The sequence below is a fragment of the Edaphocola flava genome (genome assembly GCF_004118155.1).
GTDB lineage: Bacteria > Bacteroidota > Bacteroidia > Chitinophagales > Chitinophagaceae > Edaphocola > Edaphocola flava.
Window position 1 is genome coordinate 575,849 of the sequence record NZ_SAIQ01000001.1, and the last position, 26,777, is coordinate 602,625.

General features: G+C 43.8%; 24 protein-coding genes and 1 tRNA gene. 8 read left to right on the forward strand and 17 right to left on the reverse strand.

The window, feature by feature from the left end; all coding sequences use genetic code 11:
* The first annotated feature begins 24 nt into the window (after positions 1-24).
* On the forward strand, positions 25-321 hold the full coding sequence (locus tag EMP01_RS02555; protein ID WP_129019922.1) for a hypothetical protein: 297 nt from the start codon (positions 25-27) through the stop codon (positions 319-321).
* Positions 322-379: 58 nt separating this feature from the next.
* Here the strand turns inward: EMP01_RS02555 and EMP01_RS02560 are convergent, their stop codons facing one another.
* From EMP01_RS02560 to lysA, 9 genes are all read right to left on the reverse strand, one after another.
* Entirely contained in the window at positions 380-946 is a 567-nt protein-coding gene (locus tag EMP01_RS02560) for a DUF4256 domain-containing protein (protein WP_129019923.1), read from the reverse strand.
* 55 nt (positions 947-1,001) lie between these two features.
* Entirely contained in the window at positions 1,002-1,580 is a 579-nt protein-coding gene (locus EMP01_RS02565) for a YdeI/OmpD-associated family protein (protein WP_129019924.1), read from the reverse strand.
* Positions 1,581-1,584: 4 nt separating this feature from the next.
* Positions 1,585-1,968: a DoxX family protein gene (locus EMP01_RS02570; RefSeq protein ID WP_129019925.1), complete on the reverse strand. Its 384-nt coding sequence runs from the start codon at positions 1,966-1,968 to the stop codon at positions 1,585-1,587.
* Positions 1,969-1,973: 5 nt separating this feature from the next.
* A complete protein-coding gene (locus EMP01_RS02575; RefSeq protein WP_129019926.1) occupies positions 1,974-2,441 on the reverse strand; it encodes an SRPBCC domain-containing protein in 468 nt (155 codons plus the stop codon).
* A gap of 3 nt (positions 2,442-2,444) precedes the next feature.
* A complete protein-coding gene (locus EMP01_RS02580; RefSeq protein ID WP_129019927.1) occupies positions 2,445-2,771 on the reverse strand; it encodes an ArsR/SmtB family transcription factor in 327 nt (108 codons plus the stop codon).
* Positions 2,772-2,885: 114 nt separating this feature from the next.
* The gene (locus EMP01_RS02585) at positions 2,886-3,665 is read right to left on the reverse strand and encodes an enoyl-CoA hydratase/isomerase family protein (RefSeq protein ID WP_129019928.1); all 780 of its coding nucleotides are present in this window, start codon (positions 3,663-3,665) and stop codon (positions 2,886-2,888) included.
* 38 nt (positions 3,666-3,703) lie between these two features.
* The gene (locus EMP01_RS02590) at positions 3,704-4,444 is read right to left on the reverse strand and encodes a ParA family protein (protein WP_129019929.1); all 741 of its coding nucleotides are present in this window, start codon (positions 4,442-4,444) and stop codon (positions 3,704-3,706) included.
* 98 nt (positions 4,445-4,542) lie between these two features.
* On the reverse strand, positions 4,543-4,881 hold the full coding sequence (locus EMP01_RS02595) for a hypothetical protein (protein WP_129019930.1): 339 nt from the start codon (positions 4,879-4,881) through the stop codon (positions 4,543-4,545).
* Between the two features lie 27 nt (positions 4,882-4,908).
* Entirely contained in the window at positions 4,909-6,108 is a 1,200-nt protein-coding gene (lysA, locus tag EMP01_RS02600) for a diaminopimelate decarboxylase (protein ID WP_202615973.1), read from the reverse strand.
* A 419-nt stretch (positions 6,109-6,527) separates the two neighbouring features.
* On the opposite strand from lysA, the gene EMP01_RS02605 reads away from it, so the two are divergent.
* Positions 6,528-7,571 carry a T9SS type A sorting domain-containing protein gene (locus EMP01_RS02605; protein ID WP_129019931.1) on the forward strand — a complete coding sequence of 348 codons (1,044 nt, stop codon included), beginning with the start codon at positions 6,528-6,530 and terminating at the stop codon, positions 7,569-7,571.
* A gap of 223 nt (positions 7,572-7,794) precedes the next feature.
* Positions 7,795-8,853, forward strand: a complete 1,059-nt coding sequence (locus EMP01_RS02610; protein WP_161971194.1) for a T9SS type A sorting domain-containing protein — start codon at positions 7,795-7,797, stop codon at positions 8,851-8,853.
* A 317-nt stretch (positions 8,854-9,170) separates the two neighbouring features.
* Here EMP01_RS02610 and EMP01_RS02615 read toward each other — a convergent pair whose 3' ends face one another.
* Positions 9,171-10,055 (reverse strand): hypothetical protein, encoded by an 885-nt coding sequence (locus EMP01_RS02615; RefSeq protein WP_129019933.1) that lies wholly within the window; start codon positions 10,053-10,055, stop codon positions 9,171-9,173.
* A gap of 606 nt (positions 10,056-10,661) precedes the next feature.
* Between EMP01_RS02615 and EMP01_RS02620 the strand changes: the two genes are divergently transcribed.
* Positions 10,662-11,174 carry a hypothetical protein gene (locus EMP01_RS02620; protein ID WP_129019934.1) on the forward strand — a complete coding sequence of 171 codons (513 nt, stop codon included), beginning with the start codon at positions 10,662-10,664 and terminating at the stop codon, positions 11,172-11,174.
* A gap of 161 nt (positions 11,175-11,335) precedes the next feature.
* Here EMP01_RS02620 and EMP01_RS02625 read toward each other — a convergent pair whose 3' ends face one another.
* Entirely contained in the window at positions 11,336-11,761 is a 426-nt protein-coding gene (locus tag EMP01_RS02625; RefSeq protein WP_129019935.1) for a SymE family type I addiction module toxin, read from the reverse strand.
* Between the two features lie 144 nt (positions 11,762-11,905).
* Between EMP01_RS02625 and EMP01_RS02630 the strand changes: the two genes are divergently transcribed.
* Positions 11,906-12,301 carry a helix-turn-helix domain-containing protein gene (locus EMP01_RS02630; RefSeq protein ID WP_129019936.1) on the forward strand — a complete coding sequence of 132 codons (396 nt, stop codon included), beginning with the start codon at positions 11,906-11,908 and terminating at the stop codon, positions 12,299-12,301.
* 63 nt (positions 12,302-12,364) lie between these two features.
* Here the strand turns inward: EMP01_RS02630 and EMP01_RS02635 are convergent, their stop codons facing one another.
* The 6 genes from EMP01_RS02635 to EMP01_RS02660 form a co-directional block, all read right to left on the reverse strand.
* Positions 12,365-13,549, reverse strand: coding sequence for a hypothetical protein (locus EMP01_RS02635; protein ID WP_129019937.1), 1,185 nt, complete (start codon positions 13,547-13,549; stop codon positions 12,365-12,367).
* Complete coding sequence (locus EMP01_RS02640; RefSeq protein ID WP_129019938.1) at positions 13,518-14,363, reverse strand: SRPBCC family protein; 846 nt, start codon at positions 14,361-14,363, stop codon at positions 13,518-13,520. The genes EMP01_RS02635 and EMP01_RS02640 overlap by 32 nt, the downstream gene beginning before the upstream one ends.
* Before the next feature lie 532 nt (positions 14,364-14,895).
* Positions 14,896-17,742, reverse strand: coding sequence for a carbamoyl-phosphate synthase large subunit (gene carB / locus EMP01_RS02645; protein WP_129019939.1), 2,847 nt, complete (start codon positions 17,740-17,742; stop codon positions 14,896-14,898).
* Positions 17,743-18,001: 259 nt separating this feature from the next.
* The gene (locus EMP01_RS02650; protein WP_129019940.1) at positions 18,002-21,595 is read right to left on the reverse strand and encodes a DUF7948 domain-containing protein; all 3,594 of its coding nucleotides are present in this window, start codon (positions 21,593-21,595) and stop codon (positions 18,002-18,004) included.
* A gap of 259 nt (positions 21,596-21,854) precedes the next feature.
* Positions 21,855-24,083, reverse strand: coding sequence for a choice-of-anchor L domain-containing protein (locus tag EMP01_RS02655; protein ID WP_129019941.1), 2,229 nt, complete (start codon positions 24,081-24,083; stop codon positions 21,855-21,857).
* 431 nt (positions 24,084-24,514) lie between these two features.
* Positions 24,515-25,399 carry a nucleoside phosphorylase gene (locus EMP01_RS02660; RefSeq protein WP_129019942.1) on the reverse strand — a complete coding sequence of 295 codons (885 nt, stop codon included), beginning with the start codon at positions 25,397-25,399 and terminating at the stop codon, positions 24,515-24,517.
* Positions 25,400-25,481: 82 nt separating this feature from the next.
* On the opposite strand from EMP01_RS02660, the gene EMP01_RS02665 reads away from it, so the two are divergent.
* The 3 genes from EMP01_RS02665 to EMP01_RS02675 all read left to right on the forward strand — a co-directional run bounded on the left by EMP01_RS02665 (position 25,482) and on the right by EMP01_RS02675 (position 26,724).
* A tRNA-Cys gene (locus EMP01_RS02665) sits at positions 25,482-25,552 on the forward strand.
* 89 nt (positions 25,553-25,641) lie between these two features.
* Positions 25,642-26,100: an SsrA-binding protein SmpB gene (gene smpB, locus EMP01_RS02670; RefSeq protein WP_129019943.1), complete on the forward strand. Its 459-nt coding sequence runs from the start codon at positions 25,642-25,644 to the stop codon at positions 26,098-26,100.
* Positions 26,101-26,253: 153 nt separating this feature from the next.
* Complete coding sequence (locus EMP01_RS02675) at positions 26,254-26,724, forward strand: hypothetical protein (protein ID WP_129019944.1); 471 nt, start codon at positions 26,254-26,256, stop codon at positions 26,722-26,724.
* Positions 26,725-26,777: the final 53 nt, after the last annotated feature.

A 26,777-nucleotide genomic window follows, 5' to 3' on the forward strand; every position in this document is an offset into this window, starting at 1 on the left:
AATCACTCCTCAAAAACTAATATTATGAAAAACTTATTCTTCGCAATCGTAGCTATCGCAACATTCTCTGGCTTTTCTGCACAGGCGCAATCTACCGCCAGCAAACTGGTATATTACAAATCTACGCATCGGGTAATCGAGATCGAGCTGGGCAATATTATGACCACCACTACTTTCTATATTAAAAATGACAAAGGAGAGGTAATCAAGAAAGGAAGCGTAGCCCGCAATGGCAAGATCGCTGTAAATACAGCGGAACTGAAAAACGGCAACTACCGCTTCGAGATCTGTGGTGTAACTCAGGACTTTACTATCCGTTAATCCACAATATATAAAGCCGCTTCCTGATTGTCTGCATGCAAGCAGGAAGCAGCTTTCATTACACCGTTAGTGCAACACGAAAACCGCGTGCAGCGTAGTATGATTCGGCACCGTTGTGGTAGGTAAATACCGTATTGTACCGCCGGTCACAAAACAGGGCACCACCCAAAGAACGGATGTCTTCCGGTGTCTGCACCCAGCTGGATGTTTTCAGATCAAAGGTCCCCAGCTCCTGTAGCGCTCTGTATTGTGCTTCTGTAAGCAAGGTTGCTCCCATTTCTGCAGCCATACCCAATGCACTGTGTTTGGGCTTATGCTCTTTCCTGGACTCCAGTGCCTCATGGTCAAAACAAACGCTCCTGCGGCCTTTAGGGCTTTCTGCGGCGCAGTCGACAAAGAGGTACTCATCTGTTTTTTTATTGTAACCAATTACATCCGGCTCACCTCCGGTCATTTCCATTTCATTAAGTGACCAGATTTTATCGGGATGAGATTCAAGCCTGGCCTGCACTTTAGTCCAGTTGACACCTTCGTGCCGGCCTTTATTTTTTTCAAAACGAGCCTGTAGTATATCTAGCAGCTCCTGCTGCACTTCTGGTGCTACGGTCTTTTTGTTACTTTTCATATCAATAGATTTGAGAGGAGTATAATGATGCTTTTAAAGAACTGCCCGACAGTACTTAATCGTCCAGGCCCTTGCCTTCCATGATTTGTGGTATACACTTCTCTACCCGGGAAGCGCGCGTCTTCGATTGTTTCGCTTGTCCGAAGTAAAAAAGATAAGCCCTTTGTCTTCCGGGAGTCAGTGCGGCAAAGGCTTCCTTCAGCGCAGCATTGTTATCAAGCTGCTCCTGAAATTCTTCCGGTATGGCATAATCTTTTGTTTTCTTCAATGCAACTTTTGCTCCCGACTCTTCTATTTCCACCGCTTCAAATATGTACTGCTTCAGGGTTTCCTCCACCGCCTCTATATCGGTCACGGATGTGAAGCGGACTTGCCTTGCCGACTGTACATTTTCCGTCTGCTGTATGAGTATGCCTTTCGGATCTTTCAGTAAAGCGCCTTTCATAAATAGCACTGCACAATACTCCTTAAAGGAGTGAATGAGGATAATATTTTTGTCCTGATAAGTATAGCAGGGCACACCCCACTTGAGCTCTTCTTTAAGCTGGCAGTCGAGGACAATAGTGCGCAGCAGCCTTTGTTCGTCATGCCATTTGGTGGCCTTATCAAAAAAGAAATCTACTTTCGGATTCATAGCATTAGTTGTGGCTTAAAGTTACTATTTTTCGTGCCGCCGGGCGGAAATACCAGGATACAATAGTCAGTAACAGCAGCAATAGCGAGGGAAAAACTCCCATAGGATCACTCATGACCATATGTGATATAGCCGCACCGGTCATCGCAAAGAAGAACCCGGCATATGCCCATTCTTTCAGTACCGGAAATTTAGGGACCAATACGGCAACAACACCCAGCAGTTTCCACACACCCAGTATGGTCAAAAAATAGGACGGATAACCCAGTACTTTCATCTTTTCTGCTTCTTCCTCCATGGGGATAAGTTGCACAATTGCCGTAGAGACCATACCCAAAGACAGCCAGATCGTAGCTATCCAGTAAATGATTTTATTTCTTTTGCTCATGGTTATTATTTTGAAGTAGCCAATAATTCCTGAATACGGTTGTGTGCCATGTTGAGTCCATACTCAAACGGCAGCTTCAGCATCTGGTCACGATCTGCGATAGAGCGGTATACAATCTGCATGCTCAGTTTGCTACGGTTATCGTCCAGCGATTCAAATTCCAGGAATTCGAGCTGTACCGGGAAGCCCGCATTTTCCATTTCAAAGGTGCGTACAATACGCTTGTTCTCTGTACATTCATGAATGGTGCCATTGGCTTTGAACACCACATTACCTTTATCATCGCTGGTTTCAAACTGGTATCCGCCATGCGGCTGCACATCCAGCTTTACCACTTTTGTACCCATCCATTGCGCTACGATCTCCGGCTCTATATATGCCTTAAAAAGCAGGTCCAGGGGCAGGTCGAATGTGCGGGTGATCAGCAGATCTTGTTTACCTTCTTCGGCATGTACTTTAGTTTTCGGTTCCATAGTTTATTTATTTTTAGCTTGATAGTTTTTCATAATGGCTTCCAGTTTGTTGAAGCGCTCATCCCACATCTGGCGGAACGGTTCTATAAAATCTGCGATCTCCTTCATCTTATGCGGATTTAAGTGATAATATATCTCCCTGCCCTGTTGCTCCTGCTTCAGCAGCTCACATTCGGTCAGTATCTGCAGGTGCTTAGAGACAGTTGGCCGGGCCGTATCAAAATTGGCGGCAATAGCCCCGGCCGACATCGATTGTGCAGCCAGCAGCATCAGTATAGCCCTGCGGGTAGGGTCGGCAATTGCCTGGAATACATCTCTTCTCAGATTCATTATGTAGCTATTTGACTACAAATATACATGTAGCTATTTAACTACGCAAATATTTTTTCACAAAAAAATGCCCGGCGCTGTGCCGGGCATTTTTTTTATGAAATTCAGTTATGATTATTTACCCTGAAATGCAGCTGGTCTTTTCTCCAGGAATGCTGCTGCACCTTCTTTTTTATCTTCGGTATCGAAACACTCACCGAACATACGGATTTCATTATCCAGTCCGGTAGGGCTAACGGTAGCCGCTTCATTAACCAGGCTGATGATCTTGCTGATCGCCACCGGTGCTTTGGTCAGTATTTTCTGAGCGATCTCGGTCGTTTTAGCCAGCAGCTCTTCTGCAGTAAATACGTGATTAACCAGGCCTAAAGCTTTTGCCTCGTCTGCTTTGATCATATCTGCAGTCATCAGCAGTTCCATTGCCTTGCCTTTACCAATCAGCTGTACCAGGCGTTGTGTACCGCCATAGCCAGGAATCAGGCCCAGGTTCACTTCCGGCTGACCGAAACGTGCACCTTCACTCGCGGTACGGAAGTGACAGGACATCGCCAGCTCACAACCACCACCTAATGCAAAACCGTTTACCGCTGCGATAATAGGTTTAGGGCTGTTTTCAATTTTATTAAACACAAGCTCAGCACCTCTTTTAGCCAGGGCTGCACCGCCATTGCCATCCAGGTCTGTAAATTCAGAAATATCTGCACCCGCTACGAAAGCCTTTGCACCGGCACCGGTAATGATGGCTGCTTTGATGTCTGCATTCTGGTACACCTCGTCCAGGGCTGCACCCAGTTCTGTAATCACGTCTTTATTCAAGGCGTTCATTTTGTCAGGACGATTGATCGTAATGGTACAGATATGTTGTTCTACTTGTGTTAGAATTGTTTGATACATGTTTTAAAAAAATGGTTTATAAAATTAGTTTGTATAATTTAGAAGATGCCCTCTTTCAGTTCTTCCCATAGTTCTGTATACGCTTGTGCTGCCCTGGAGCTGGGTGCAAATGCCATGACCGGAGCCTGGTATATGCCCATCTTCTCCACATCGGACAGGTAGGGTATGTAGGAAGAGAAGAATCTGCGCTGACGGTGAAAAGCTTCCATGGTTTCGAGATGCAAGGCTTTGCGGCTGTCGACCATAGAGAAGTAACACATCAGCTTGGCCAGGTCTATCTTCTTTTCTTCAAAGAAAGACTTGACGGCCTCGAAGGTTCTCAGAGATAGTGTAGTAGGTATAGTAGGCAACAGCACAATGTCCGCCGCCTGAAAGATATGCTCTGCCAGTACAGAAAACCCCGGAGGGCAATCTATAAAGACCAGGTCATAATCGTTTTTAAGTGGTTTCAGCAATTGTTTTACATACTTCTTGCTGTTACCCTGTGCCTCCAGCATAGCATCCAGCTTGCGGCTGGAGAAGTCGGAGGGGATAATGTCCAGGTAATCATAACCGGTATGCTGTATGAGCTCAGAGATAGCCACATGCTGTTCTACCAGCTTCTTTGTATCCTTGGCGCTACCGGCACTGGCCTGATAGTAGAAGCCTGAAGCCCCCTGCGGGTCCAGATCCCAGATCAGGGTACGGTACTCGTCCATAGCAGCAAGGTGTGCGAGGTTTACGCAACCGGCGGTCTTCCCCACACCACCTTTAAGATTATACAGGGCAATGGTAATCATAGATAAATATTTTAAAATGTTTACTATGCAATTCACTGATGTAAAACAAAGATATAATAGCCTTACATGTATTACCTTTCTATAAAGCCTGCTGCTGATTACATTTTGCCGATCTCGTCATCGATCCACAGCGCATAATTGGTATACCATTTTGCGGCTTTAGGATAGATTTCTGCCAGGGCACCTGCATCGGCCTGTGTACCATGTAACAGGAAAATATGGTTTTCGTCCTCATCTTCGCTGTTGGCAAACACGAATCCGAATGGGTTCAGTGCTTCAAACTGTTTCATATCTTCCGGAAATACAGACAGTACCTCCAGGTAAGTATTAGTAGGCATGTGTACCAGTACAGTACGGCCTTCCAGTTGTTCGCCTAAGTGGTTTTCACCATCCAGCAGTACGAATTCAGGAATCGGGAATTTATTTGCAATATTCATCTCTTCTTATTTTTGCTGTTTATATAATTACAATACTTCGATCTGGTTTTTCAGCAGATCTTCAAATACTTCTCTTTTTCTGATCAGGTGTGGCTTACCGTCTACCACCAGCACTTCTGCCGGTTTCAGGCGGCTGTTAAAGTTAGAGCTCATTTCGAAGCCATAGGCACCTGCATTATGAAACACCAGTACATCACCCTCTCTCACTTCATTGATCTTACGATCCCAGGCAAAGGTATCTGTTTCGCAGATATTACCCACCACAGTGTATATACGCTCAGCCCCTTTAGGATTGCTGATGTTTTCGATATTATGGTATGCATCGTAGAACATAGGACGGATCAGGTGGTTGAAGCCTGAGTTTACCCCTACGAATACGGTAGCAGTAGTTTGTTTGATCACATTTGTTTTCACCAGGAAATGGCCCGATTCGCTCACGATATATTTACCTGGTTCGAACCACAGCATCAGCTCTTTGTTGCTGGCTTTCTGAAATTTATCAAAGGCTTTCAGTACTTTCTTTCCTAAAGTCTGTACATCTGTCTCCAGCTCATCTTTAGCATAAGGCACTTTAAATCCGCTACCCATATCGATATACTTCAGGTTAGGGAAGTGCTCTGCTACCTCAAACATGATCTCCAGGCCTTGTACAAATACATCAGCATCTTTGATCTCACTGCCGGTATGCATATGCAGCCCTTCTACATTAAGACCTGTAGACTTCATGATGCGCTCGATATGGCGCAGCTGATGTATAGAGATACCGAATTTGCTATCGATGTGACCGGTAGAGATTTTATAGTTACCACCCGCAAAGATGTGCGGATTGATGCGGATAAAGATCGGGTAAGCACCGGCATATTTATTACCGAATTGCTCCAGGATAGAGATATTGTCAATATTAATGTGTACGCCCAGTTGCATAGCCGCTTCAATCTCGGCCAGGTCTACACAGTTAGGGGTAAACAGGATGCGATCAGGGGTGAAGCCTGCACGCAGACCCAGTTGTACTTCATAGATGCTCACACAGTCCAGTCCGGCACCCTGCTGCTCTACTACTTTAAGGATATTAATATTGGACAATGCCTTACAAGCATAAAAAAAACGAGTCTGCTTATCGAATGCCTTGCTTAACTTTTGATACTGCTGCTTTATCTTCTCTGCATTGTACACATACAATGGGGTACCAAATTCTTGTGCAATCGCTAATAGCTCGTTGTTTGTCATAATAACTTTTATACTTGTTTTAAAAAATTTTAGAATCCACAAAAATATATTAAAATATCATTTATAGCAATTCCAATGCGGATAAATAAGCCTCCGCCTGGCCTATAGGGGTACATGCTTCATAGCAGGGGCAAAAATACATTGTTTACAAGACGCCTAGTATCAATACAATAAACATAGTCTTTTTGACTGCTTCGAAAAGTTTGGGATCAAAATATTTTTAACAATTTCATTAAACCTATGCAAAGCCCTATAGTCTATGTAGGGCTGCTTAACGAAATATTAAGGACTACTACGGAGTATTTCACTAATTAGTGTCAAAAGACATACGTCTGTAATCATATTATCGTTATTTTCGCCGCATTACATACACTAGAATAAAACATTATCAGAAATTAACCCCATAATTATAATTGAACATGAAAAAAACACTACTCGCCTTACTGGCCACGACGACCATTGGCATGGGCATGAGCCATGCACAGACTCCTGTTAAACGCTATACCCCAACCTACTCTACCGGTGCTGCTTACGCACCACTGACCAATGCTACCGATGTAGGATTTGATGTAGACTGGGACGATACGGTAAGTGATGCCATCAACCTTCCGTTTACCTTCAAATACCAGAACACTCAGGTAAATACGGTAAGAATCGAAACCTACGGAAGCCTGTACCTGAACGACCTGGCGCATGAAGACGTTGACATGGGCCATATTACCGGTGTGTATATGGACTATGTTTCTGCTGGCAGAGGTAAAGTATTCTATACCACAACAGGTACTGCCGGTAACCGCATCTTTAAAGTAGAGTACCGCAATGTGGGCCGCTACAATGATGATAATGGTACCGATACCCTTAACTTCCAGATCTGGCTGTACGAAAGCGATAACGCGATCGAATACCGTGGTGGCTACTCTAATGTATCAGACACTATGTTTGCCAAAGATGCAAACGATGTGCTGGTAGGTGAGAAAGAACTTATTTTCTGCGGACTGGTATCTAACCCAGGTGACTCTATTGCTACTACAGGCGGCAATGCTTTCCTGCACGCAGCCCAGTACCTCAACAACACCTTCTACAACAATGCAGTACTGCTGTCTGACCTGCAGACCCCTAACCCATTGATTATAGAAGACTTACTGTATGGTGCCTACCCTGCAAACGGTTCTGTGATCCGTTTTGTACCTGTAAATCCGAACAGTATTGCGAAGGTAGACTTCGATATGGCTAGTGTATACCCTAACCCGTCTAAAGATGGTAAGTATAGCCTGACCCTGAAAGAAGCCCCTCAGGCTGGTGCTACACTGACGATCTATGATATGACCGGCAAGGTGGTGCTGAACCAGGCTTTAAACCAGTCCGGCACAACCATTGATCTGACTGCTTATGCTAATGGCAACTACTTCGGTAAGATCAATAACGGCGGCCGTACCGGCAGCTTCAAACTGATCAAAGAGTAAGCTATTCATACACGACATTAAAAAGAGAGGCGATGCATTGTGCATCGCCTCTCTTTTTAATGTCGTCTCATGCCTCTGTGCAGAGCGAAAAGCAGGGTATAAAAAAAGAAACCATAATGCTCTAAGCCATGCCCTGCAAATTGCGTCTATATTACCACATCACCAAAGAGAGAGATAATACCCTTGCCCTATAAACCCTTAAACAACCCAAACGATTATGAACATGAAAAAACCCTTACTCACTCTGCTGGCCGCAACTATGCTGGCTACAGGCATCAGCCATGCACAAAACCCGGTAAAACGTTACGGTGTATCCTATAGCGGAAGCACATACACCCCGCTGACCGGCGCCACCGACCTGGGCTTTACCGGCAACTGGGACGATACGACCAGCGCCAACATCACTTTTCCCTTCCCGTTTAAGTATCAGAATACTACGGTCAATACTTTTGCGATAAACAATACGGGCAGTATATACCTGAATGGTGTGGAGAGCGATTATACCTACCTGGGCCAGATTGGCGGCATCAACCTGCCGTACGAAGGCCGGGGCAGAGGCAAGGTCAAGTATGCCACCACCGATACAACGGGTAACCGTATATTCAAAATAGAATTCAGCAATGTTAGCTGGGCAAACGATATTAACGGCACCGATACCTTCAACTTCCAGGTATGGATGTATGAGCAGAACCATGCTATCGAATACCGTGCCGGTTACAGTAATGTAGCCAATACCATGTTTGCCACTACTGCCGCCGAGGTATTGTATGAAGGTAAAGAGCCCATTGCCTGTGCCCTGCTGGGCAATCCCGGCGACTCTATAGGCACCAACTTCCAGCAGCAGTTTATCCATGCTGCCCAGTACAAGTTTATCAGCAGCGAGTTTACAGATACTGCTGTGCTGCTCAGTGAAATGTCTTTTGATAATCCAGAGTTTGACATGGCTGCCCTGGATGCCGTTATCTATGGTTACTACCCTACTAATGGCTCGGTAATACGCTTTGTACCGCTTAACCCCAACAGCATTGCAAAGATAGATTTCGATATGGCCAGCATATACCCCAACCCATCTAAAAATGGTCAGTTCCGTATGCAGCTGAAAGAAGCTCCTAAAGCGGGTGCTACCCTGACGGTCTGTGATATGACTGGAAAGGTGGTGTTGCAACAAGCGATCAATCAAGCCACTACCCATATAGACCTGGCTGGCTATGCCAACGGACACTATTTTGGCAAGATCATGAACGGCGGCCGTATCGGCAGCTTTAAACTGATCAAGGAGTAAACCTACCAACATAAAAATTGCGGCGATGCATAGCATCGCCGCAATTTTTATGTTGGTCAATACCCTTTAAGGAGTAATTGTCCCCGTCTTTTCGAGCACAGCGCAGCGTCGTCGAGAAATCTCCTGAATGCTGTTCTGTATAAGAGGAGATATCTCCATTTCGCTTCGCTTCAGTCGATAAGACGAAGTGGAGCCGAAACTCGGTCGCTGAGGCCCTCAAAGCACCAATGTTGTACAAAAGTACCCTTCTAGAGCCTCAGAGTACAACAAGCGTTTCTGTGCTGGCCAACTCCAACCGATTGTACCAGTAGCAGAAATTATAATTCTAAACCTATCTTCAGGCACAACTCCGGCACTTTGGTATATGAGAATGTTGTGAGCTGATTTTTATAGTATACCTTCTCTGCCTGCATTGAATAATTATAAAAAGTACGGAACCACAATGAATTATCTTCATTAAATAAAATATTCAACTGTAAGCCATAAGAAAGCTTTGTTTTTTTATTTGAAAAAATTGTAACATCCTTATTGCTGCCTACATAAAAGTGAATCCTTTGCACTTCTGATTGAAAAACCTTTGGGCGGTTAAAATTATTGTTCTGCTGATAGGTATACGGCAGTAAATAGTCGTACCCATTTCTGCTGAATCCAAAAAAATGATTTGTATGTTCATAATGTTCAATAGTATTTAGGGTAAATGGGGCAGATGCACCAAGCCTTACCTCAAACTCATGATTCTTGATTCGGAAATTCTTCCCTACATGCAATGAAAAGCTTAACAGATTCAATTGCTGGTGATAGGTATACAGCTTATCTGTTGGCCCATTCAATGAAGAGTGGTCGGCCAGAAACTCATCAACTTTATATTCGTAACGAACAGTATTATTCAAGGTTCTGAATTCAGCACCAGCACCTATAAAAAATCGTTTAGGTAGCCACAATTCATAATCCAGCCCCGCTGCAAAATTGATGTTGTTTTTTACAATTACCTTACCAGGAACAGTGCTGGTTTTATCATTCGATACTCTTCTATACTGCCTCACCCCATTGGAATCATAGTTGTCGTACACGGTTTGCTTTTCTACACCACTTGTATTGATGCTGTATATAGGCATCGCATAAGGCCGAATGGCTTTGGTTGAAAAGCTTTTTTGTGCATATACACTACTGTTACTCCAGAGCAACAGTAGTGTATATGCCATATATCTAATTATTGTTGTTATTGGCATAATGGTAGTATTTGTGTTAGTTCTAGTTTTTCATTGCCTTATAAAAATATTCTGCCAATTTTAATAATGCATCACCTTAAAAGCCACTGCTGTAAATGCATATTGACTATCAATGAACTTCTTTTGTTATTAACTTTATGATTGTAAATAATAGCCTTCTTCTTCGCTGGCACGCGCTCCCAGCGCATGCCAGCATTCCCGTCTTTTCAAGCACAGCGCAGCGGAGCCGAGAAATCTCCTGATTGTTATTCTGTACAAAAGGAGATGTCTCCACTGCGGTCGACATGACGAAGTGAGCATTCCCGTCTTTTCAAGCACAGCGCAGCGGAGCCGAGAAATCTCAAGGTATTACAAAAAGAGATATCTCCACTACGCTCACACTTCGGTCGATATGACGAGTGGGAGATGAAAGCTCGTTTACTGAGGTACTCGAAGCGACAGGGTTGTGCCCCGGCCCCATACTATTACCTCTGAAAAGCACCAAAAACAGTACATAAGTTAGTAGCAGGGCTGCTGCCGTTGCAAGAGCGGGATATTAATTTAGAGGTAATATTTATTCACTTTCTAAATTTAATATTTATGTCAGGAATCAACAACAACCGTGTAAATGCTGTAATGAACAGCGATCAGCTGGCCAATGTAAAAACGCTCTTTGCTGCCATACAGGCGCAGCTGCCCTTTCTCGTAGGGCTAAGCCCGGCCGAGCGGGTCAATCTGCCTAAGATTAATGTAAGTAACAAAGCTTTTACAGAAGATGCCTTTAATGCCCTGCGCAACAATTCTACGCTGTTTCCACCCTTTATGGATGCTAATGCCTTGCAGAATGACCTTACCCTATTTGCCCAGCTGGACGAATTAAGTGCTATATGCAGACAGCTGTCGGAGAAGATAGACGACACGCGCATCATAGCCGGTAGCGAGGCTTATACCACCGCATTGAGCGTCTATCGCATCTCCGAGGCGGCAGCCATAGCGGGCATTCCGGGCAGCAAAGCCATATACCAGCAGCTAAAGGCACGATTCAGCTACAGCCCGGCTACTTCGGAAGCCGGTACCCCCACCCCTGAGGCAGGTGCCCCTACCGAAAACTGAAATAGAGGGTAGACAAATGCAAAACCTGACCTATACCAAACACTAATTGAGGTACCCAAAAGTGAAATGAGGGGTAGACGATGGCTAAGTGCGAGGGCAAAAAGTATACCCGGCACTGGTACATTGCCTACCCCTTAGGTATGGATGCGCATACCCTCAGGCTATATAAGAGGCAGGCGGGGCCACCCGAAAGCAAAATTGGATTTCACTTTCTGATACCCTCGATGCTCCATAGCGGTAGGTACGACTGGTACAGCGGTGGGTGCATCTGTATTTTTGTTCAGTACATAGGGTACCTGGGCCCGTCGGCGCGGCTTTTGAGTGGGTGCATGTGTCACGGCAGTATGTTTCTGCGCCTTTTTTGGAGGCGGTACTACCTGTATCACAAGCCTTTGTGGCTCCTGCACGACCTCTATATGCTGGCCGGGAGCAAAGCCGCAATCGGCCAGCCACTTGCCCGCAAGCCTTATCTTGGGGTATATAACATGGGTTTTGTACAGCAGGTGGGCATTATAGGTGACATGATGGTCATATACCTTTACGATGCGGGGCTTCTTAGCAGCCGGGCCATTAGTTTTCTTAACCATAAAGCGGGTGTTTTAGTTATAGCACAAAGCAAAGGCATGTGGCCTACCCGTACGGGTGTTACTTACAGGTAAAATACTGCGGTGGCAATACCGGTAATTAGTATAGAAATGTGTAATTTTCCAGTCTGAAAAAACAATTGACCTATGACCAAAACAACCAACCGTAAAGCGCACGAAGGCCGCAACATAAAACGCTTTCGCGAGATGCTGGGCATTAAACAAGATGCCCTGGCCGCAGACCTGGGCCATGACTGGAACCAACAGCGGGTATCGCTGCTGGAGCAGCGCGAGACTATAGAACTGGATGTGCTGCAACAGATTGCAGCGGTACTGCACCTGCCGGTAGAGGCTATTCAGAACTTTGATGAAGAGCAGGCAGTGAATATAATATCGAATACGTTTAACGATCAGGCAAACGGTTATAATTACTATCCTAACTTCAATTTTAATCCAGTGGATAAGATGGTGGAGCTATACGAGCGCATGCTCCAGCAGCAGAAGGAGATGATAGATCGACTGGAAGCGTTGATGAAGAAATAGACAAAAGAATAAGGAGCCCGGTGGGCTCCTTTTATACTAGTCAACTTACTAATAGAAATATCCTTATAGTACAACAGGAATTTTAATATTTTTTTTGTAGTTCTCTATATTTGAATGATTTCTATATTTATCATACAATGATTTCAAAGCAAATCCATTCAATATTAAAATCAATGTACTTACAATAATAGAAAGAATGATGTGACTAGTATAATATTTATACGCTTCGTCTAAATTATAGTTGTTCTCTTTCAAAACAATAAACATTATAAAAATAAGAATGGAGAGAAAAATCACACATTCAAAAATGCTTTTTCTCCTCCATTTTTTTATCTCACTGCTAATAAACTCCTCTTCTCTAATTTCTCGAATCTTCTTCTCGCTAATCATCAACGCTTCTTTCAATCCTAAGATTTGACTTTGATTATCATTGGTAAGTTCCTCATATTCTCTTTTTGCTTGAGAAAGTTTATTAGCTTCACTTCTAATAGCCTTAAATACACTATCTATACTTCTAGCAGTTTTCTCTTCTAATGCTTTCTGCTTACTTGCTTCATCATTCAACCTTTTAATAAACTCTTCTTTATCACTCTCTGCAATAGAATTAAGCTCCTCGATATCAATTAGTTGTTTATTGGTAATTCTCCTTGCAACTCTTAATATATCTTCGTCTGCTATCTCCTCTTGTGCATATTTGCACAAATTATCATCCAAATCTTTCAATACCTTAGATTTAGGCAAGTTCTTATTTAATGTCAAAGAAATTGTGGATGTTAATCCGATATTCACTAAATCATTAGCACTGAAGTTACTATTTATAGATGGACTACTTAGCCACAATATATTTAATAAATCATCTGCTTTAATACTAATCGGCTGAATACCATTTCTTACACTATATATCTCACCTGAATATGATGTAGAGTTATTTACAAACCAGCTATTTACTTTTTCAAAATCTTGAACATTCTTACCTCTTTTCTTCTTTACATATAGAATAGCTGTTGCATCATGTAAAGCTGAAATCTCAGAATTTCGAATTTTCTTAAGATCTTCAAATTCAGAAGTATATCTCGCTTCATTAGTCAACTTATCATGATTCGCTAAAATAAATATTTTAAACTTATTTAATTCAATCTGTATATTATCAGCAATTCTTTCTAAGTCTGATTTATTTAAATTTCTTCTATCGCATGCATTATAAACATCTTCAGGATTAATTTTTTTTTTGTAAAAAAGACTTATCAAAATTATGGGCCTTATTCTTTAATAAATTCTCAGTTTCATCAATAGTAGCCTTTAATACAGTAATCTTATATCCGCTCGAAATGGCCACTTGTACTAAAGTTCGACAAGTATGAGTAGATTCAGGTGTATTAAGATCCAATAGACCAACAATGAAATTTGTGTCTAGTATTAACTCTACTTCACCAGTATTTATATGTGGCTGGTATTCAACGTAGCAAGCAATTATAGATCCTAAATATATATCTTCAATTACTTCATAGACAGAAGGAATACTCTTAAAGAAATTTATAAATTGGGCTTCAAGAGTATAGTCCTCTCCATTAGTCTCACCCTTTATTGAAAAAAACTTACATAGGCTATGTTTATTTCGTTCAATAAACTTGAAAATATTTTCTGAATCATTTGTTGACTCAGTACTTTCTTTAAAGGTGATATACAAACTCTCAATATTGTCTATCTCCTTTTTTTTCTCATTAAAAACTTCCTCGAACTCATCAAATGTATATTTCGAGATCGCAAAGCTACCGTCGGCATATAAAAAGAATCTAGTAGCATCTTCTGTATTGACTTCGATTGCAATTCGATTAAGAATAGTTTTTAATACTGGAATTGGGAAGTCAAGAGAATAAAGCTCATCTGCTTCGGCCTTTATTTCACCTATACTTTTCCCACTATATATTTCCTTTCGATTTAAACTTGCTATAACCCTTTTAATTAAAGGTATAAATACGTCTAATGGACCTTTTATAAGCTCACCATTATTTCTTATGTGTGATAGAATACTATAGGTTACCGCTTTGTTCTTATTTGTCATTCTTTAGAGAATCAATTAAAATCATAAATAAATTTAAATATAACTCCATCTCTATACAATATCCAAACTTTCATACTTCCAATTTAAATAATGCATCCAAAAAGGGCAGCTTTCCCATAAAAAAATAAGTAAAAATCCCCTTGCATTTTTACTTCGCTAGAACCACCCAACATGAGTCTTAAACCTCAAACAGGACATATTCGAGGCACGTGTGCCAGCCCGCAATCGTTCCCGTCATTTTGAGCACAGCGCAGCGGCGTCGAGAAATCTCCTGAATGCACGTACAAAAGGAGATATCTCCACTGCCGTCGATATGACTTAGCTACCAGAGGAGATATCTCCATTTCGCTGCGCTTCAGTCGATATGACGAGTGAGTGTTCCTAAGCTGGCGCGCTCCCCAGCGCGCGTCTCAAATCTAATAACAGTAAGAGAAACCGGCACACGAGGTGCCTGCGCTAGCGTACAAAGTGAGTATACGACAAAAGGCTACCCAATGGGTAGCCTTTGCTATTGTATTATGTTATGCAGCAATTACTTGCTTAAGTGCATGCTTCTTTCTTTGTACAGGGTTCTGAAGTATGGGTCTCTCAGATCTTTGATGAAGCGGATAGCCTCGCCCGTGCTCTTCATCTCAGGCCCTAACTCTTTGTTTACATTAGGGAACTTGCTGAAGCTGAATACCGGCTCCTTGATCGCGTACCCTTCCAGGTGCTTCTCAATGGTGAAGTCTTTCAGTTTCTTATCGCCTAGCATTACTTTGGTAGCAATGTTCAGGAACGGTACACCATATGCCTTAGCGATGAATGGTGTGGTACGGCTGGCACGAGGGTTGGCCTCGATTACAAACACGCGACCGTCTTTGATGGCAAACTGTATGTTGATCAGTCCTTTAACGTTCAGTTTCAGGGCTATTTTCTTTGTAATGTCTTTCATCTCCTCAACTTCCAGTTTACCCAGGTTGAAGACAGGCAGTACAGAGTGGCTGTCTCCGCTGTGGATACCCGCCGGCTCTATGTGCTCCATGATGCCCATGATGTATACTTCCTCTCCGTCGCAGATGGCGTCGATCTCGGCCTCCTGGCAGCGATCCAGGAAGTGGTCGATCAGGATAGTATTGCCCGGCAGTATTTTCAGCAGGCTTACTACGCTCTCTTCCAGCTCCTCGTCGTTGATAACGATACGCATGGCTTGTCCGCCCAGTACATAAGACGGGCGCACCAGTACCGGGTAGCCTACCTGGTTGGCTACTTCCATAGCATCGTCGGTAGTGTAAGCGGTACCATATTTTGGATAAGGTATTTTCAATTCTTTAAGCAGGTCAGAGAATCGGCCACGATCTTCTGCGATATCCATATCGTCGAATGAGGTACCGATGATCTTAATGCCTTTGGCATGCAGGCGTTTAGCCATTTTCAGGGCCGTTTGTCCGCCCAGCTGTACGATAACGCCTTCTGGTTTTTCATGCTCGATGATCTCCCACACATGCTCCCAGTATACCGGTTCGAAGTACAGTTTGTCTGCAATGTCGAAGTCGGTAGATACGGTCTCAGGGTTACAGTTGATCATGATCGCCTCATAACCACACTCTTTAATAGCCAGCAGACCATGTGTACAACAGTAGTCAAACTCGATACCCTGACCAATGCGGTTAGGGCCTGAACCCAGTACGATGATCTTTTTCTTATCAGTCACCTTAGACTCATTCTGCAGGATATCGTCAGAGCCGGTTTGCAGCTCTTCGAATGTGCTGTAGAAGTATGGAGTTTTGGCTTCGAACTCGGCGCTACAGGTATCTACCATTTTGTAGACACGGGTTACACCCAGTTCTTTACGTCTTGTATAAATCTCTTCCGGAGTGCAATCGCCCATCAGCTCAGCAATCTGCTCATCACTGAAGCCCATTTTCTTAGCTTCGAACAGTACTTCTTTAGGCAGGCTGTGCGATTGTTTGTATTCCTTGATCTTTGCTTCCAGTTGTACGATCTCCTGGATCTGGTACAGGAACCAGCGATCGATCTGTGTCAGTTCTCTCAGTGTTTTGATAGAGATACCTACTTCCAGCGCTTCTTTGAGGCGGAAGATACGGTCCCATGTAGGGCGCTTCAGGTATTCTTTCAGCTCTTCAGGACGCATGCGGCTGCGGCTGATAGAGGTAAGACCGATAGCATTGTTCTCCAGGCTCTGACATGCCTTTTGCAGGGCTTCAGGGAAGGTACGTCCGATAGACATTACCTCACCTACAGACTTCATCTGCAGGCCCAGTGTATCGTCAGCACCTTTAAATTTATCAAAGTTCCAGCGTGGCATTTTTACGATTACGTAATCCAGCGCCGGCTCAAAGTATGCAGATGTTGTTTGGGTGATCTGGTTTTTCAGCTCATCCAGGTTGTAGCCTACCGCCAGTTTAGCAGCTACTTTGGCAATCGGGTAACCCGTTGCTTTAGAGGCCAGTGCAGAAGAGCGGCTTACGCGCGGGTTGATCTCGATGGCGATGATCTCTTCTGTCTCCGGGTTGAGGGCGAACTGTACGTTACAGCCTCCGGCAAAGTTTCCGAGATTACGCATCATATCTACTGCGGTATTACGCATCAGCTGGAATGCTGTATCGCTCAGGGTCATAGCCGGTGCTACAGTAATGCTGTCGCCGGTATGGATACCCATCGGGTCAAAGTTCTCTACGGTACAGATGATAACTACATTATCAGCAGCATCTCTCAGCAGTTCTAATTCAAATTCTTTCCAGCCCAGTACTGCTTTCTCAACCAGTACCTCGTGTATAGGAGAGGCTTTAAGACCGGCATCCAGTGCCGCTTCCAGCTCATCTTTACTTTTTACAAAACCACCTCCGGTACCACCCAGTGTGAAGGACGGACGGATAACCAGTGGAATACCGATCTCCTGTGCAAACTCTTTACCCTCAAGCATAGAGTTGGCCACGCGTGCAGGTGCTACGGGAATACCCATCTCCAGCATCCACTCGCGGAACAGGTCGCGGTCTTCTGCCTTATCGATTGCTTTAATGTCTACCCCGATCAGGCGTACATTGTACTGCTGCCAGATACCCAGCTCGTCTACTTCTTTACACAGGTTCAGCGCAGTCTGTCCACCCATAGTAGGCAGTACGGCATCGATATCATTTTCCTTCAGTATCTGTTCTATACTTTCCGGAGTCAAAGGTAACAGGTAGACCTTATCCGCAACTATGGGATCGGTCATGATCGTAGCAGGGTTACTGTTGATCAGTGTTACTTTGATTCCTTCTTCTCTTAAACTTCTGGCTGCCTGAGAACCGGAGTAGTCAAACTCACATGCCTGGCCTATTACGATAGGACCGGAGCCAATAATTAAAACAGATTTGATGGAAGTGTCTAAAGGCATTTTATATATGTTTATTTTTATTTTACGGATTTATGCTGCACTCAGTCCCCAATCATTGTATCGTGAGTACCCTCACCTATAGATACAAAAAATCGGGCTGGCGCCCGAAGTGCAAAACTAACACAATTATGCTTTCTGTACAAGTAATTATTCAGAAGCTTGTGCCGATACCTGCCTATTTATATATAGAGTATAGCTATTACATTTATAAAAAAGCCCGGGAGGTGGACGCTCCCGGGCTGAACTTTAACCACATACCTTATCGTAATAAGGTAATATCTCCTTTGTATGTTTTCTTCTCTTTATTAGGCAGTTCTACTATAATTATATACTGATACACACCCTGGTCACAGGCTTTCCCGTTATAATTACCATCCCAGCCGCTCATCGGGTCAATGGTTGTAAACACCTGCTGACCGTAGCGGTTATAGATCTCGAACCGCAGCAGCTTCTGAAATTTCGCATTAGTAAGCCCAAAAACATCGTTGCGGCCATCGCCATTGGGGGTAAAGGCATTAGGCATAATAGGATCCTGGGGGTAGCGTACATCTATATAAATATCTGCCGTATCCTTACAACCATAAGCATCTACCCCTACTACTGTATAGGTTTTAGGCTCGGTAACCGGGTAGGTAGTCGGGCTCTGCTCTCTGAAGTCGTGAAATGCCCCCAGCGGATACCAGGTATAGAACACTGCCCCCTGTGCAGACATGTTCACTTCCTTGCCATAATCGACCAGTGTGCCGCTCGGCGGGGTAATGCCGAACAATGGAGTTGGCGCCCTGAACCCTATCCTGACCTGTTTTGTGGTGGTACAATGGGCTTTGGGCGTGCTCGCCGAGAAGGTATAGTTATATACCCCCACAGGCATCCAGATATAGTTGGTGGCAATATTGGCTGCCCTCAGGCCGGTAGCCGGTGTCCAGTTATAAGTATAATTGATATTATCGGGCAGTACCTGTACCGGTATCATGAGGCTGTCCTGGCCGCAGGCGGCGGTATCGTCTGTCATAATGATCTGCGGGTAAGGTTCTGTAACCGCATGAAAGGTAATACTTCTTGGCGGACAGGTAGCCAGTGCACCTGGTTGTGTAACGGTAAATACAAAGTCCTGGTCCTGGGTAATGACCGGGTTTATGGTGAGGTTGCCCAGGTTATACTGCGCCGGCGCCCAGCTGAACTGAGAGCCAGGATCGGTCGATCCGGTAATAGCGATCTGCGTACCCGGACAATAGGCAGGAAGCGGGGTCGTCAGATTGGCATACAGTGCATCATATATATATATAGTATCTCTCTTTACAATATCGGTCGGGTTCAGACAACTGCAAGGCTCCAGCAGATCTATGATCAGCATCTTAGTACCATTGGGAGGCAGTAGCCCAACAACATCAATTGTACGGCTGGCCTGCATCGCTGCCAGCTGTATGGTATCGGGCAATAAGGCGTAATCTGATCCGGGGGATGCTGTGCCTGATTTATTGATATGCAGTACCAATGGCGCTGTGGTATCGCCGGTACGGGTAAAGGTGACCCGGGCAGGATTACAACCTCTTACCGTATGGTACCTTGGGTCGTTGGCCCCGCCACCGGTCGTAACGGTCATAGTTACCGGTATGCTGGTCTCATACTTAATCTTGAAGGTTACATTATCATTGACATACCCGTTAAGCTTGGTGGGAGCGTACGCACTCGCAGTGGTTGGAAAGTTACCGGCACCTGTACAGACTGCCTGGTAAAAAATCCCTTTAGGGTCAATACGACAGACTCCGGAATGAAAATGCTCACTGTTTGGGTCTCCGAAATAGCTGGCAAATTTAAGCCCGGCAAAATCGTCCCGGAACACTGCCATGTAAAATGGCTTTGGACTGGTATCGATCGCATTGGCCGTAACCGGCATACCAGTTTGTTTTAAAGACCAGGTAAATGTAGATATTGCAATATTGCCGCACTTATCTACAATCAGGGAAGAAGGAAAGATGTCGCCCATATACCCGGTTCTGAGGCCGGTACGGGTCGATGCCAGCGAAGCATTCAGCGCAGGAGCCAGCTTATCTATAAACACTGGGCCATTACTCACAAGTCCCTGTGCAGAGGTATTGGTAACAGGATAATTACCCTGGGTATTACCGGCTACATATACATTATGATTGCAGTCAAACGCAACCCGCATGGCATAGTCTGTCGTATCAGTACCTATGTAAGTAGAAGCCAGAAAAAAGAAATTATTATTATCAATAACGGTCACAAACCCATCCAAACGGCCGCCGGGCCTTGCTGGCTTATACGCCCCAAAGGATACCGGGTAATTGCTGGATATGGTGCTGCCCACGATGGCGATGCGGTCTGCTCCGGGATCGTACTCTATACCATAGGCACCATCCCAGGCACTACCCCCTATATAGGAGCCGTATTGCAGCGTAGTGAGGGTAGGATTAAAACGGGTAATGGTGGCATCGTGATTGCCTCCAAGCGCATTCTGAATAGCACCGGGTGTGGTGGGAAAGTCTGTAGAACCGGAGTTGCCGGTTATCCAGATATTATCCTGATTATCAAAAGCTACATCAACAGTACTATAGCCATAGTTGCCGGGGGCATAGGGACTGAAGTAGATAAGGTTCATATAATAGGCTTCTGGTCCTGTTCCGCCCAAATAGGTACAACCGACAAGTGCAGATCCTGCAGCATTAAACTTAACTACGTACATATCGGACGTCCCTTTCAGGCTGGACTGGTAAGCTCCGGCAGTAACTGGTAGTGTTGCCGTTTCGGTATAACCTGTCATTACCAGCTCCTGATTGTTGGTGACCCGTAAACTGCTGGGCAATATCCGTCCGCTATTGCCACCGAAATATGTGGAGTACACCAGGCTGGTACCATTGGGATTGTATTTATTGATGCCAATACTAAACGTACTGGGTACCGTGGTCTGATAGGCACCAATGGTAGTTGGCCAGCCCCAGGCAAATATGGTTGCTGAAGTATAGGTATTGCCAGCCGTATCATATGTGGCTCCATAACCGTTCACCCCTCCATCGAAAGGATTACTGTTATTGGAACCGCTAAAGGTGGCAAATACAACAGATGGATCAATTACGAGCTCATAAGCTTTATTATATCCTTTAGGGAAATGATAAGACAGCACGCCCTCTTTGAAACGATAGGCAGAAGGAACCATTACTTTCTTCCCTTCAATCATCTGGTAACAAACCGGAGCCTGCTCCATAACTTTATTTACAGTCGTGGTAATTGCTAAAGATCCATCCCGCAATAAAGCCGGCGTTACCCCATCGAATGATAAGGCGATCTGCTGCGGGTCTGCACCGGGATGTACAATAAAATCGTACTTGAGGTTATCGCCCGAAGCACCATATATTTTAAAATCGACACCAGTATAGATATCGTTCTGTAATACAGAACCATACAAGCCCACATTTCCCGCCCATTTTTTCGGATCATTACCGATGAAGTAGTTATGATACGCTTGTTTCTTGTCTGCTGTTGTGTAGGTAACACCTGGATTACTGCCTACAAAGTTTACCTTATAGGCATGTCCATGAATGAGAGGGGCCTCTGCCTCTTTCTCTTCTTTTGTATCATGTATTTTCCGGATGTCTTCTTTGCTGACGAAGTTGTATACCAGCCCATGATCGGTAAGAAACAGCGCACCATTGTCGCTCAGGCTGGCTTTATACTTTGCTTCGGCAGTCCATTGTCCTTTGTTCTCTGCAAAGGTCATTTGCTGCACCTGGTGTTCATGTGGTACACTTGCGGTGGGTGATCCGGGAGGAGGCGTTGCCCAGCCGGTGACCACACCGAACCCGGTCAGTCCGGCCAATAGCCATAATTTGCCCATAGTGATAATTTTTTACAATTGATAAATAGGGTTACCCAGGACATTAGGGTAAATGTCCTGAAATGGATTATCAACAATGGGAAATGCTGAAACTACTGTCTTATTGGGATTTGTCAGTACTCAAATTTACGGAGAAACACAAGCATTATTATCTTGTGTTGTAAAAACAGTACAAAAGTATGGGACCTCTACCCTAAAACACAAATCCCGGAACGCATAGCGTTCCGGGATTTTATGGATAATGGTGATATATTATATCTTATCGGAATAAGGTTACCGTTCCATTATATGTCTTAATCGTTTTGTTGGGCAACTCTACGACAATGATGTAGTTGTATACTGCCTGGTCACAATTCTTACCTTCAAATGTACCATCCCATCCTTTGAGTGGATCTATGGTGCTGAACACTTGCTGGCCCCAGCGGTTGTAGATTTCAAAACGAAGTAATTTCTGGAATTTAGCATTCGTCAGTCCGAATACATCATTCTTACCATCGCCGTTCGGTGTAAAGGCATTCGGCATGATCGGATCTAAAGGATATTTTACATCAAGGAAGATCGTAGCTGTATCCTTACAGCCATACTCATCAATACCCAGTACGCTATAGGTTGCAGGCTCCAGCACCGGCAATGTTCTGGCTACCGGCATGTCCGGATTGTAGAACTGCCCCGGAGGGAACCAGGAGTATAGTACTGCTCCCTGTGCAGACATATCTACTTCCGTACCATAAGGTACTACGGTACCGCTTTGTGGTCTTACATAACTCAGGTCAAACGGCGGACGTACATTGATATTAATATTATGAGTGGAAACGCAATTTGCCTGCGGTGTGGTCACTGTAATTACATAAGGATAAGTGCCTGGCGGACGGAACAGGAAGTTGGTTCCTATATTGGTTGCTCTTAAGCCTGTACCCGGCGACCAGTTATACAGATAATTGACAGAATCGGGGTATACAGAGACCGGTATGACTGCAGAATCCTGGCCACAGACGATGGTATCGCTTGGTGCCGATATAATAGGATACTGCTCTACCAATGCATGGTATGTCTTACGTCTCGGAGGACAGGTTGCCGGTGCTCCCGGTTGTGTAACGGTTATCGTAAAATCTCTTGTTGTCAGTAATGTAGGCGTTATGGTAAGGCTACCGGTATTGTACTGCACCGGCATCCAGCTGAAGCTCAGACTAGGATCGGTTTCTGCTGTGATAGAAATCGTCGTGTTGGGACATACGGCCTGCTCTGGTGTAAGAATATTGACAAACAATGAGTCCAGAATATATACTGTATCTCTTTTCAGAATAGGAATAATAGAAGCTCCTGCTGCTACCGAATCGGGATGTAATACGCCAATGATCACATATTTATTACTACCCAGAGGTGGTAACAGACCCTGAATATGCAGGTCAACTGTGCTGGACCCTCCTGGCACTACCAGTGTAGGTGCAATAAAAGCATAGTCTGTACCATTAACTGCTGTACCGCTCACCTGCAGGTGGAAGGTAAATGGCTGTAAGGTATCACAACCTAATCTTTTATAACGGATTACCGCAGGGTTACAGCCTCTTACGGTATGCAGCTTGGTAGAACCACCTCCACCACCGGTTATGTTTTCGGTTTGTACCGGTGTACTCATCAGGCTTCCTGCTTTCAGGAATACTCCTGAGTTCAGCGCACCATCAACCGCATCAGCAATCGCTAATTTCAGGTGGTAGGTCTGACAAGGAATTACGTCCTGTATGGCAGTCAGCACGGTAGTCATACCGTCAAAAACAATATTTGGATTTGCAGTTGGAAGAAGGTTATCTACATAATAGGCGGTAAACGGAGAGCCTGGTGCAATAGCATTACACGTGGCTATATTACCATTGATACCTGCACCCGGATTTACGGTATTGATCGCGATCGGCACATTGGTACCCGGCACCAGCGCTATATTCCTCTTGGTAGGAATAGCAGGAATATTGGATACAATACCCGGACCGGAAATCAGGAATGCAAATACATCATTAAAAGATGAACAGGCATATTCCGGATACTCTTCCGAACCAAATACATACTGAAAGCGCACCGTATCGCCCGAAGGGATAAAGTCAAACTCCAGCACACATGCATTGTTGGTAGCCGAGCCATTGATAATAGAGGTCAGGTCGCCATCGCCCGGAGTGTTACCACCGGTATAGCTCATACCCTGTGTCGCAATAGCATCTACACCCACTGTAAATGTTGCAGTATTGGTCTTTGCAGAACCGGTTGTGAGTACGATACCGCTATCTATACCCAGATTACTGGTTCCGGAAAAGGTACCACTACCTGTAGAGCGGCAAACCAATGTTGGATTCATGGTTACTACACCCTGTCCGACAAGCTTATTGACGAGCTGGGTTGCGGTAACATTATCAATAACAGTTAGCTGCGCCTGACTTAGGGTGAAGCTGCAGCACAAAACTAAAAGTACACTTATGATTTTGTGTAGATATCGAATCATAAATTATAGATGATTAGTGATTAGGTTAATTATTTAAAAGATGTTTCACATGCTATTGTTCAACATACATATAAACCAGGTAAAAGTATAGAAGTTGCCGGCGGCCGGTGTACACAAGTAAGCAGAAGTATAATTAGTTATACCTTACAACGGTGTAAAAAAAATATAAGACAAACAAGTAAAGGTCATGATGGTTAAAGCTTAACTATAGGGTTCAAATAGGTATTTATAGAAAAAATCTCTATAAATATAAGCAATAATTGTCATGATTACAATGATTATTTAAAAAATAGTTAACACTAAAGAAAAAAAGCAGACCCTATATATAAATAACCATAACCTGTCTTTTCTTAAGTCATTCATTTATAATTCAATAGGGCGTATTCTGCAGAATACGCCCTATTGAATTATAAATGGGAAAAAACAAGGTACTATTCAATCAGCAACGCAAGCGATTTTTCGATCATTTGCGTAACAGAACGCGATCCGTCTTTGGTAAACTCTTTTGTCTGACGATTTGCGATAATTGTATTGATAGATAGGCAATGGTGGCCCATGATGCGCCCCAGTCCGTAAATGGCAGAGGTCTCCATCTCAAAATTGGTAATGCGGTGATCTCCGCAACGGAATCCCGCCAGAGAATCGATAAGGTGCGGCAAAGCCGGTGCCATACGAATCTGACGGCCCTGAGGTGCATAAAATCCCGGACAGGTAACGGTTATACCATGTATATACCCTTCTCTGGCCGGAAATTTGTTCAGCAGTTGAATAGACCCTTCGGCCATATATGGCCTGATCGCCGATGTTTCTAAACGACTGTGTTTCACAAAAGCATCTTTGATAAAAGCCACTTCAGCATTCTCACTATAATAATAGTAGTGCAGCAGATTATCCAGGCCGATGCCGAAGGTGCTGACCACAAGACTGTCTACCGGTATATCGGCTTGCAAAGCCCCGGAGGTGCCCATTCTTACGATTTCGAGTGTGGTATGATCTTCTTTTGGAAGGCGTGTACTGAAGTCTACATTGACCAGGGCATCCAGTTCGTTAAGGGTAATGTCTATATTATCCGGTCCAATACCGGTCGATACTACACTCAAACGCTTCTGCCCTATATACCCGGTATGTGTTATGAACTCCCGGTGTTCTTTTTTGTGCTCAATACGGTCAAAATATTTAGAGATCATAGCTACCCTTCCAGGGTCTCCTACCGTAATAATGGTGTTGGCTATTTCCTCGGGATGAACATCGAGATGGTAAATACATCCTTTTTCTGTTATGATCAGTTCCGATGCACCGATAGGGTTTCCCTGCATAAATAATCTCTATTTTTATTTGGAATTTTAAACAATCAAACTTACCTTTGCTGTCCTCTAAATCGCGTATGCGATACGTTTTGGTACCGTGGCCGAGAGGTTAGGCAGAGCTCTGCAAAAGCTTGTACAGCGGTTCGAATCCGTTCGGTACCTCACAAAAATACAGAAAGCATCACATAAAATAAGTGATGCTTTCTTTTTTTATTTCTTAATTTTGATAGGATTGTGAACCTGGAGATCAGATGAGTAAACAAAAACAACCTAAAGTATACATAAAGAATAAGCCTGCAACTTTTGAATATGCTATTGAAGACAAATTAGTAGCAGGTATCATGCTTACCGGATCGGAAATCAAATCGGTACGTTTGAATAAAGTAAGTTTTAACGACAGCTATTGTTTTTTTCATAAAGGCGAATTGTGGATTCGCAGTCTGCATATTGCACAATATGTAAATGCCGGCTACGTAGGCCACGACCCTACCCGCGAGCGCAAATTGCTGCTGAATAAAAAGGAACTTAAAAAGTGGGCCCAGAAAATAAAGGAAAAGGGATTCACCATTGTACCATTATCTATGTTTATCAGCGACAACGGCTACGCCAAACTGGAGATCGGTTTGGGTAAAGGAAAGAAGCTGCATGACAAGAGAGACAGCATAAAAGCCAGAGATGCAGAGCGCAGTCTTAAAAATAAGGATTGGTAAATTTCCTGAATTAATTGTTAAGGCATAAACATTATTCACCTATTTATTTATTTTTGTGCTGAAACCATAGATTTTGATTATACAGAATTAAACCTTTTGCATATCAATACTCTAAGTATGAACAACTATTAAAAACAAATAAAAAAATAGATTATGAAAAAAATCCGCATTATTGCTTCCGCAGCTTTATTATCGGTAACGGCTTTAGGCGCTGTTACTTTATCTTCTTGTACTAAAGAAGATTGTGCAATTGGATACGAAGGTTCTGACTGTACTACTGAGATCAGAGAACAAATGATTGGTACATTCAATGCGACAGATGTTGACAACTCAACAGGAACTCCATATACTTATACTCCGGTAGTATCAAAAAACAACAGCGTTACTGTAGTAAACATCGCCAACTTCGGTGACTTCTTCACTAACACTGAATTAGTTACTTCTAATGTAACCAAATCAGGTAACACCATTTCATTCAGTATCCCAGCTCAAAAACCAGATAACATTTATACTGTAACTGGTTCTGGCCAATATGACGTGAGCACTAAAAAAGTAACGATTACTTACTCTTTAGATAACGGTGTTTCTATTAAAAACTACACTGGTACCTGGACTAAACAATAATCCGTAATACCAATTAAGTTACATAAAGAAGCCTCAGGAAATTTCCTGAGGCT

Bases quoted from the DNA above. Each gene is read 5' to 3' on its own strand.
- EMP01_RS02575 (WP_129019926.1), bottom strand. From the start codon at position 2,441: ATGGAACCGAAAACTAAAGTACATGCCGAAGAAGGTAAACAAGATCTG.
- EMP01_RS02610 (WP_161971194.1), top strand. From the start codon at position 7,795: ATGAAAAAACCCTTACTCACTCTGCTGGCCGCAACTATGCTGGCTACA.
- EMP01_RS02595 (WP_129019930.1), bottom strand. From the start codon at position 4,881: ATGAATATTGCAAATAAATTCCCGATTCCTGAATTCGTACTGCTGGAT.
- smpB (WP_129019943.1), top strand. From the start codon at position 25,642: ATGAGTAAACAAAAACAACCTAAAGTATACATAAAGAATAAGCCTGCA.
- EMP01_RS02660 (WP_129019942.1), bottom strand. From the start codon at position 25,399: ATGCAGGGAAACCCTATCGGTGCATCGGAACTGATCATAACAGAAAAA.
- EMP01_RS02555 (WP_129019922.1), top strand. From the start codon at position 25: ATGAAAAACTTATTCTTCGCAATCGTAGCTATCGCAACATTCTCTGGC.
- carB (WP_129019939.1), bottom strand. From the start codon at position 17,742: ATGCCTTTAGACACTTCCATCAAATCTGTTTTAATTATTGGCTCCGGT.
- EMP01_RS02570 (WP_129019925.1), bottom strand. From the start codon at position 1,968: ATGAGCAAAAGAAATAAAATCATTTACTGGATAGCTACGATCTGGCTG.
- EMP01_RS02655 (WP_129019941.1), bottom strand. From the start codon at position 24,083: ATGATTCGATATCTACACAAAATCATAAGTGTACTTTTAGTTTTGTGC.
- EMP01_RS02560 (WP_129019923.1), bottom strand. From the start codon at position 946: ATGAAAAGTAACAAAAAGACCGTAGCACCAGAAGTGCAGCAGGAGCTG.
- EMP01_RS02605 (WP_129019931.1), top strand. From the start codon at position 6,528: ATGAAAAAAACACTACTCGCCTTACTGGCCACGACGACCATTGGCATG.
- lysA (WP_202615973.1), bottom strand. From the start codon at position 6,108: ATGACAAACAACGAGCTATTAGCGATTGCACAAGAATTTGGTACCCCA.
- EMP01_RS02625 (WP_129019935.1), bottom strand. From the start codon at position 11,761: ATGGTTAAGAAAACTAATGGCCCGGCTGCTAAGAAGCCCCGCATCGTA.
- EMP01_RS02615 (WP_129019933.1), bottom strand. From the start codon at position 10,055: ATGGCATATACACTACTGTTGCTCTGGAGTAACAGTAGTGTATATGCA.
- EMP01_RS02565 (WP_129019924.1), bottom strand. From the start codon at position 1,580: ATGAATCCGAAAGTAGATTTCTTTTTTGATAAGGCCACCAAATGGCAT.
- EMP01_RS02630 (WP_129019936.1), top strand. From the start codon at position 11,906: ATGACCAAAACAACCAACCGTAAAGCGCACGAAGGCCGCAACATAAAA.
- EMP01_RS02640 (WP_129019938.1), bottom strand. From the start codon at position 14,363: ATGACAAATAAGAACAAAGCGGTAACCTATAGTATTCTATCACACATA.
- EMP01_RS02585 (WP_129019928.1), bottom strand. From the start codon at position 3,665: ATGTATCAAACAATTCTAACACAAGTAGAACAACATATCTGTACCATT.
- EMP01_RS02580 (WP_129019927.1), bottom strand. From the start codon at position 2,771: ATGAATCTGAGAAGAGATGTATTCCAGGCAATTGCCGACCCTACCCGC.
- EMP01_RS02650 (WP_129019940.1), bottom strand. From the start codon at position 21,595: ATGGGCAAATTATGGCTATTGGCCGGACTGACCGGGTTCGGTGTGGTC.
- EMP01_RS02620 (WP_129019934.1), top strand. From the start codon at position 10,662: ATGTCAGGAATCAACAACAACCGTGTAAATGCTGTAATGAACAGCGAT.
- EMP01_RS02590 (WP_129019929.1), bottom strand. From the start codon at position 4,444: ATGATTACCATTGCCCTGTATAATCTTAAAGGTGGTGTGGGGAAGACC.
- EMP01_RS02675 (WP_129019944.1), top strand. From the start codon at position 26,254: ATGAAAAAAATCCGCATTATTGCTTCCGCAGCTTTATTATCGGTAACG.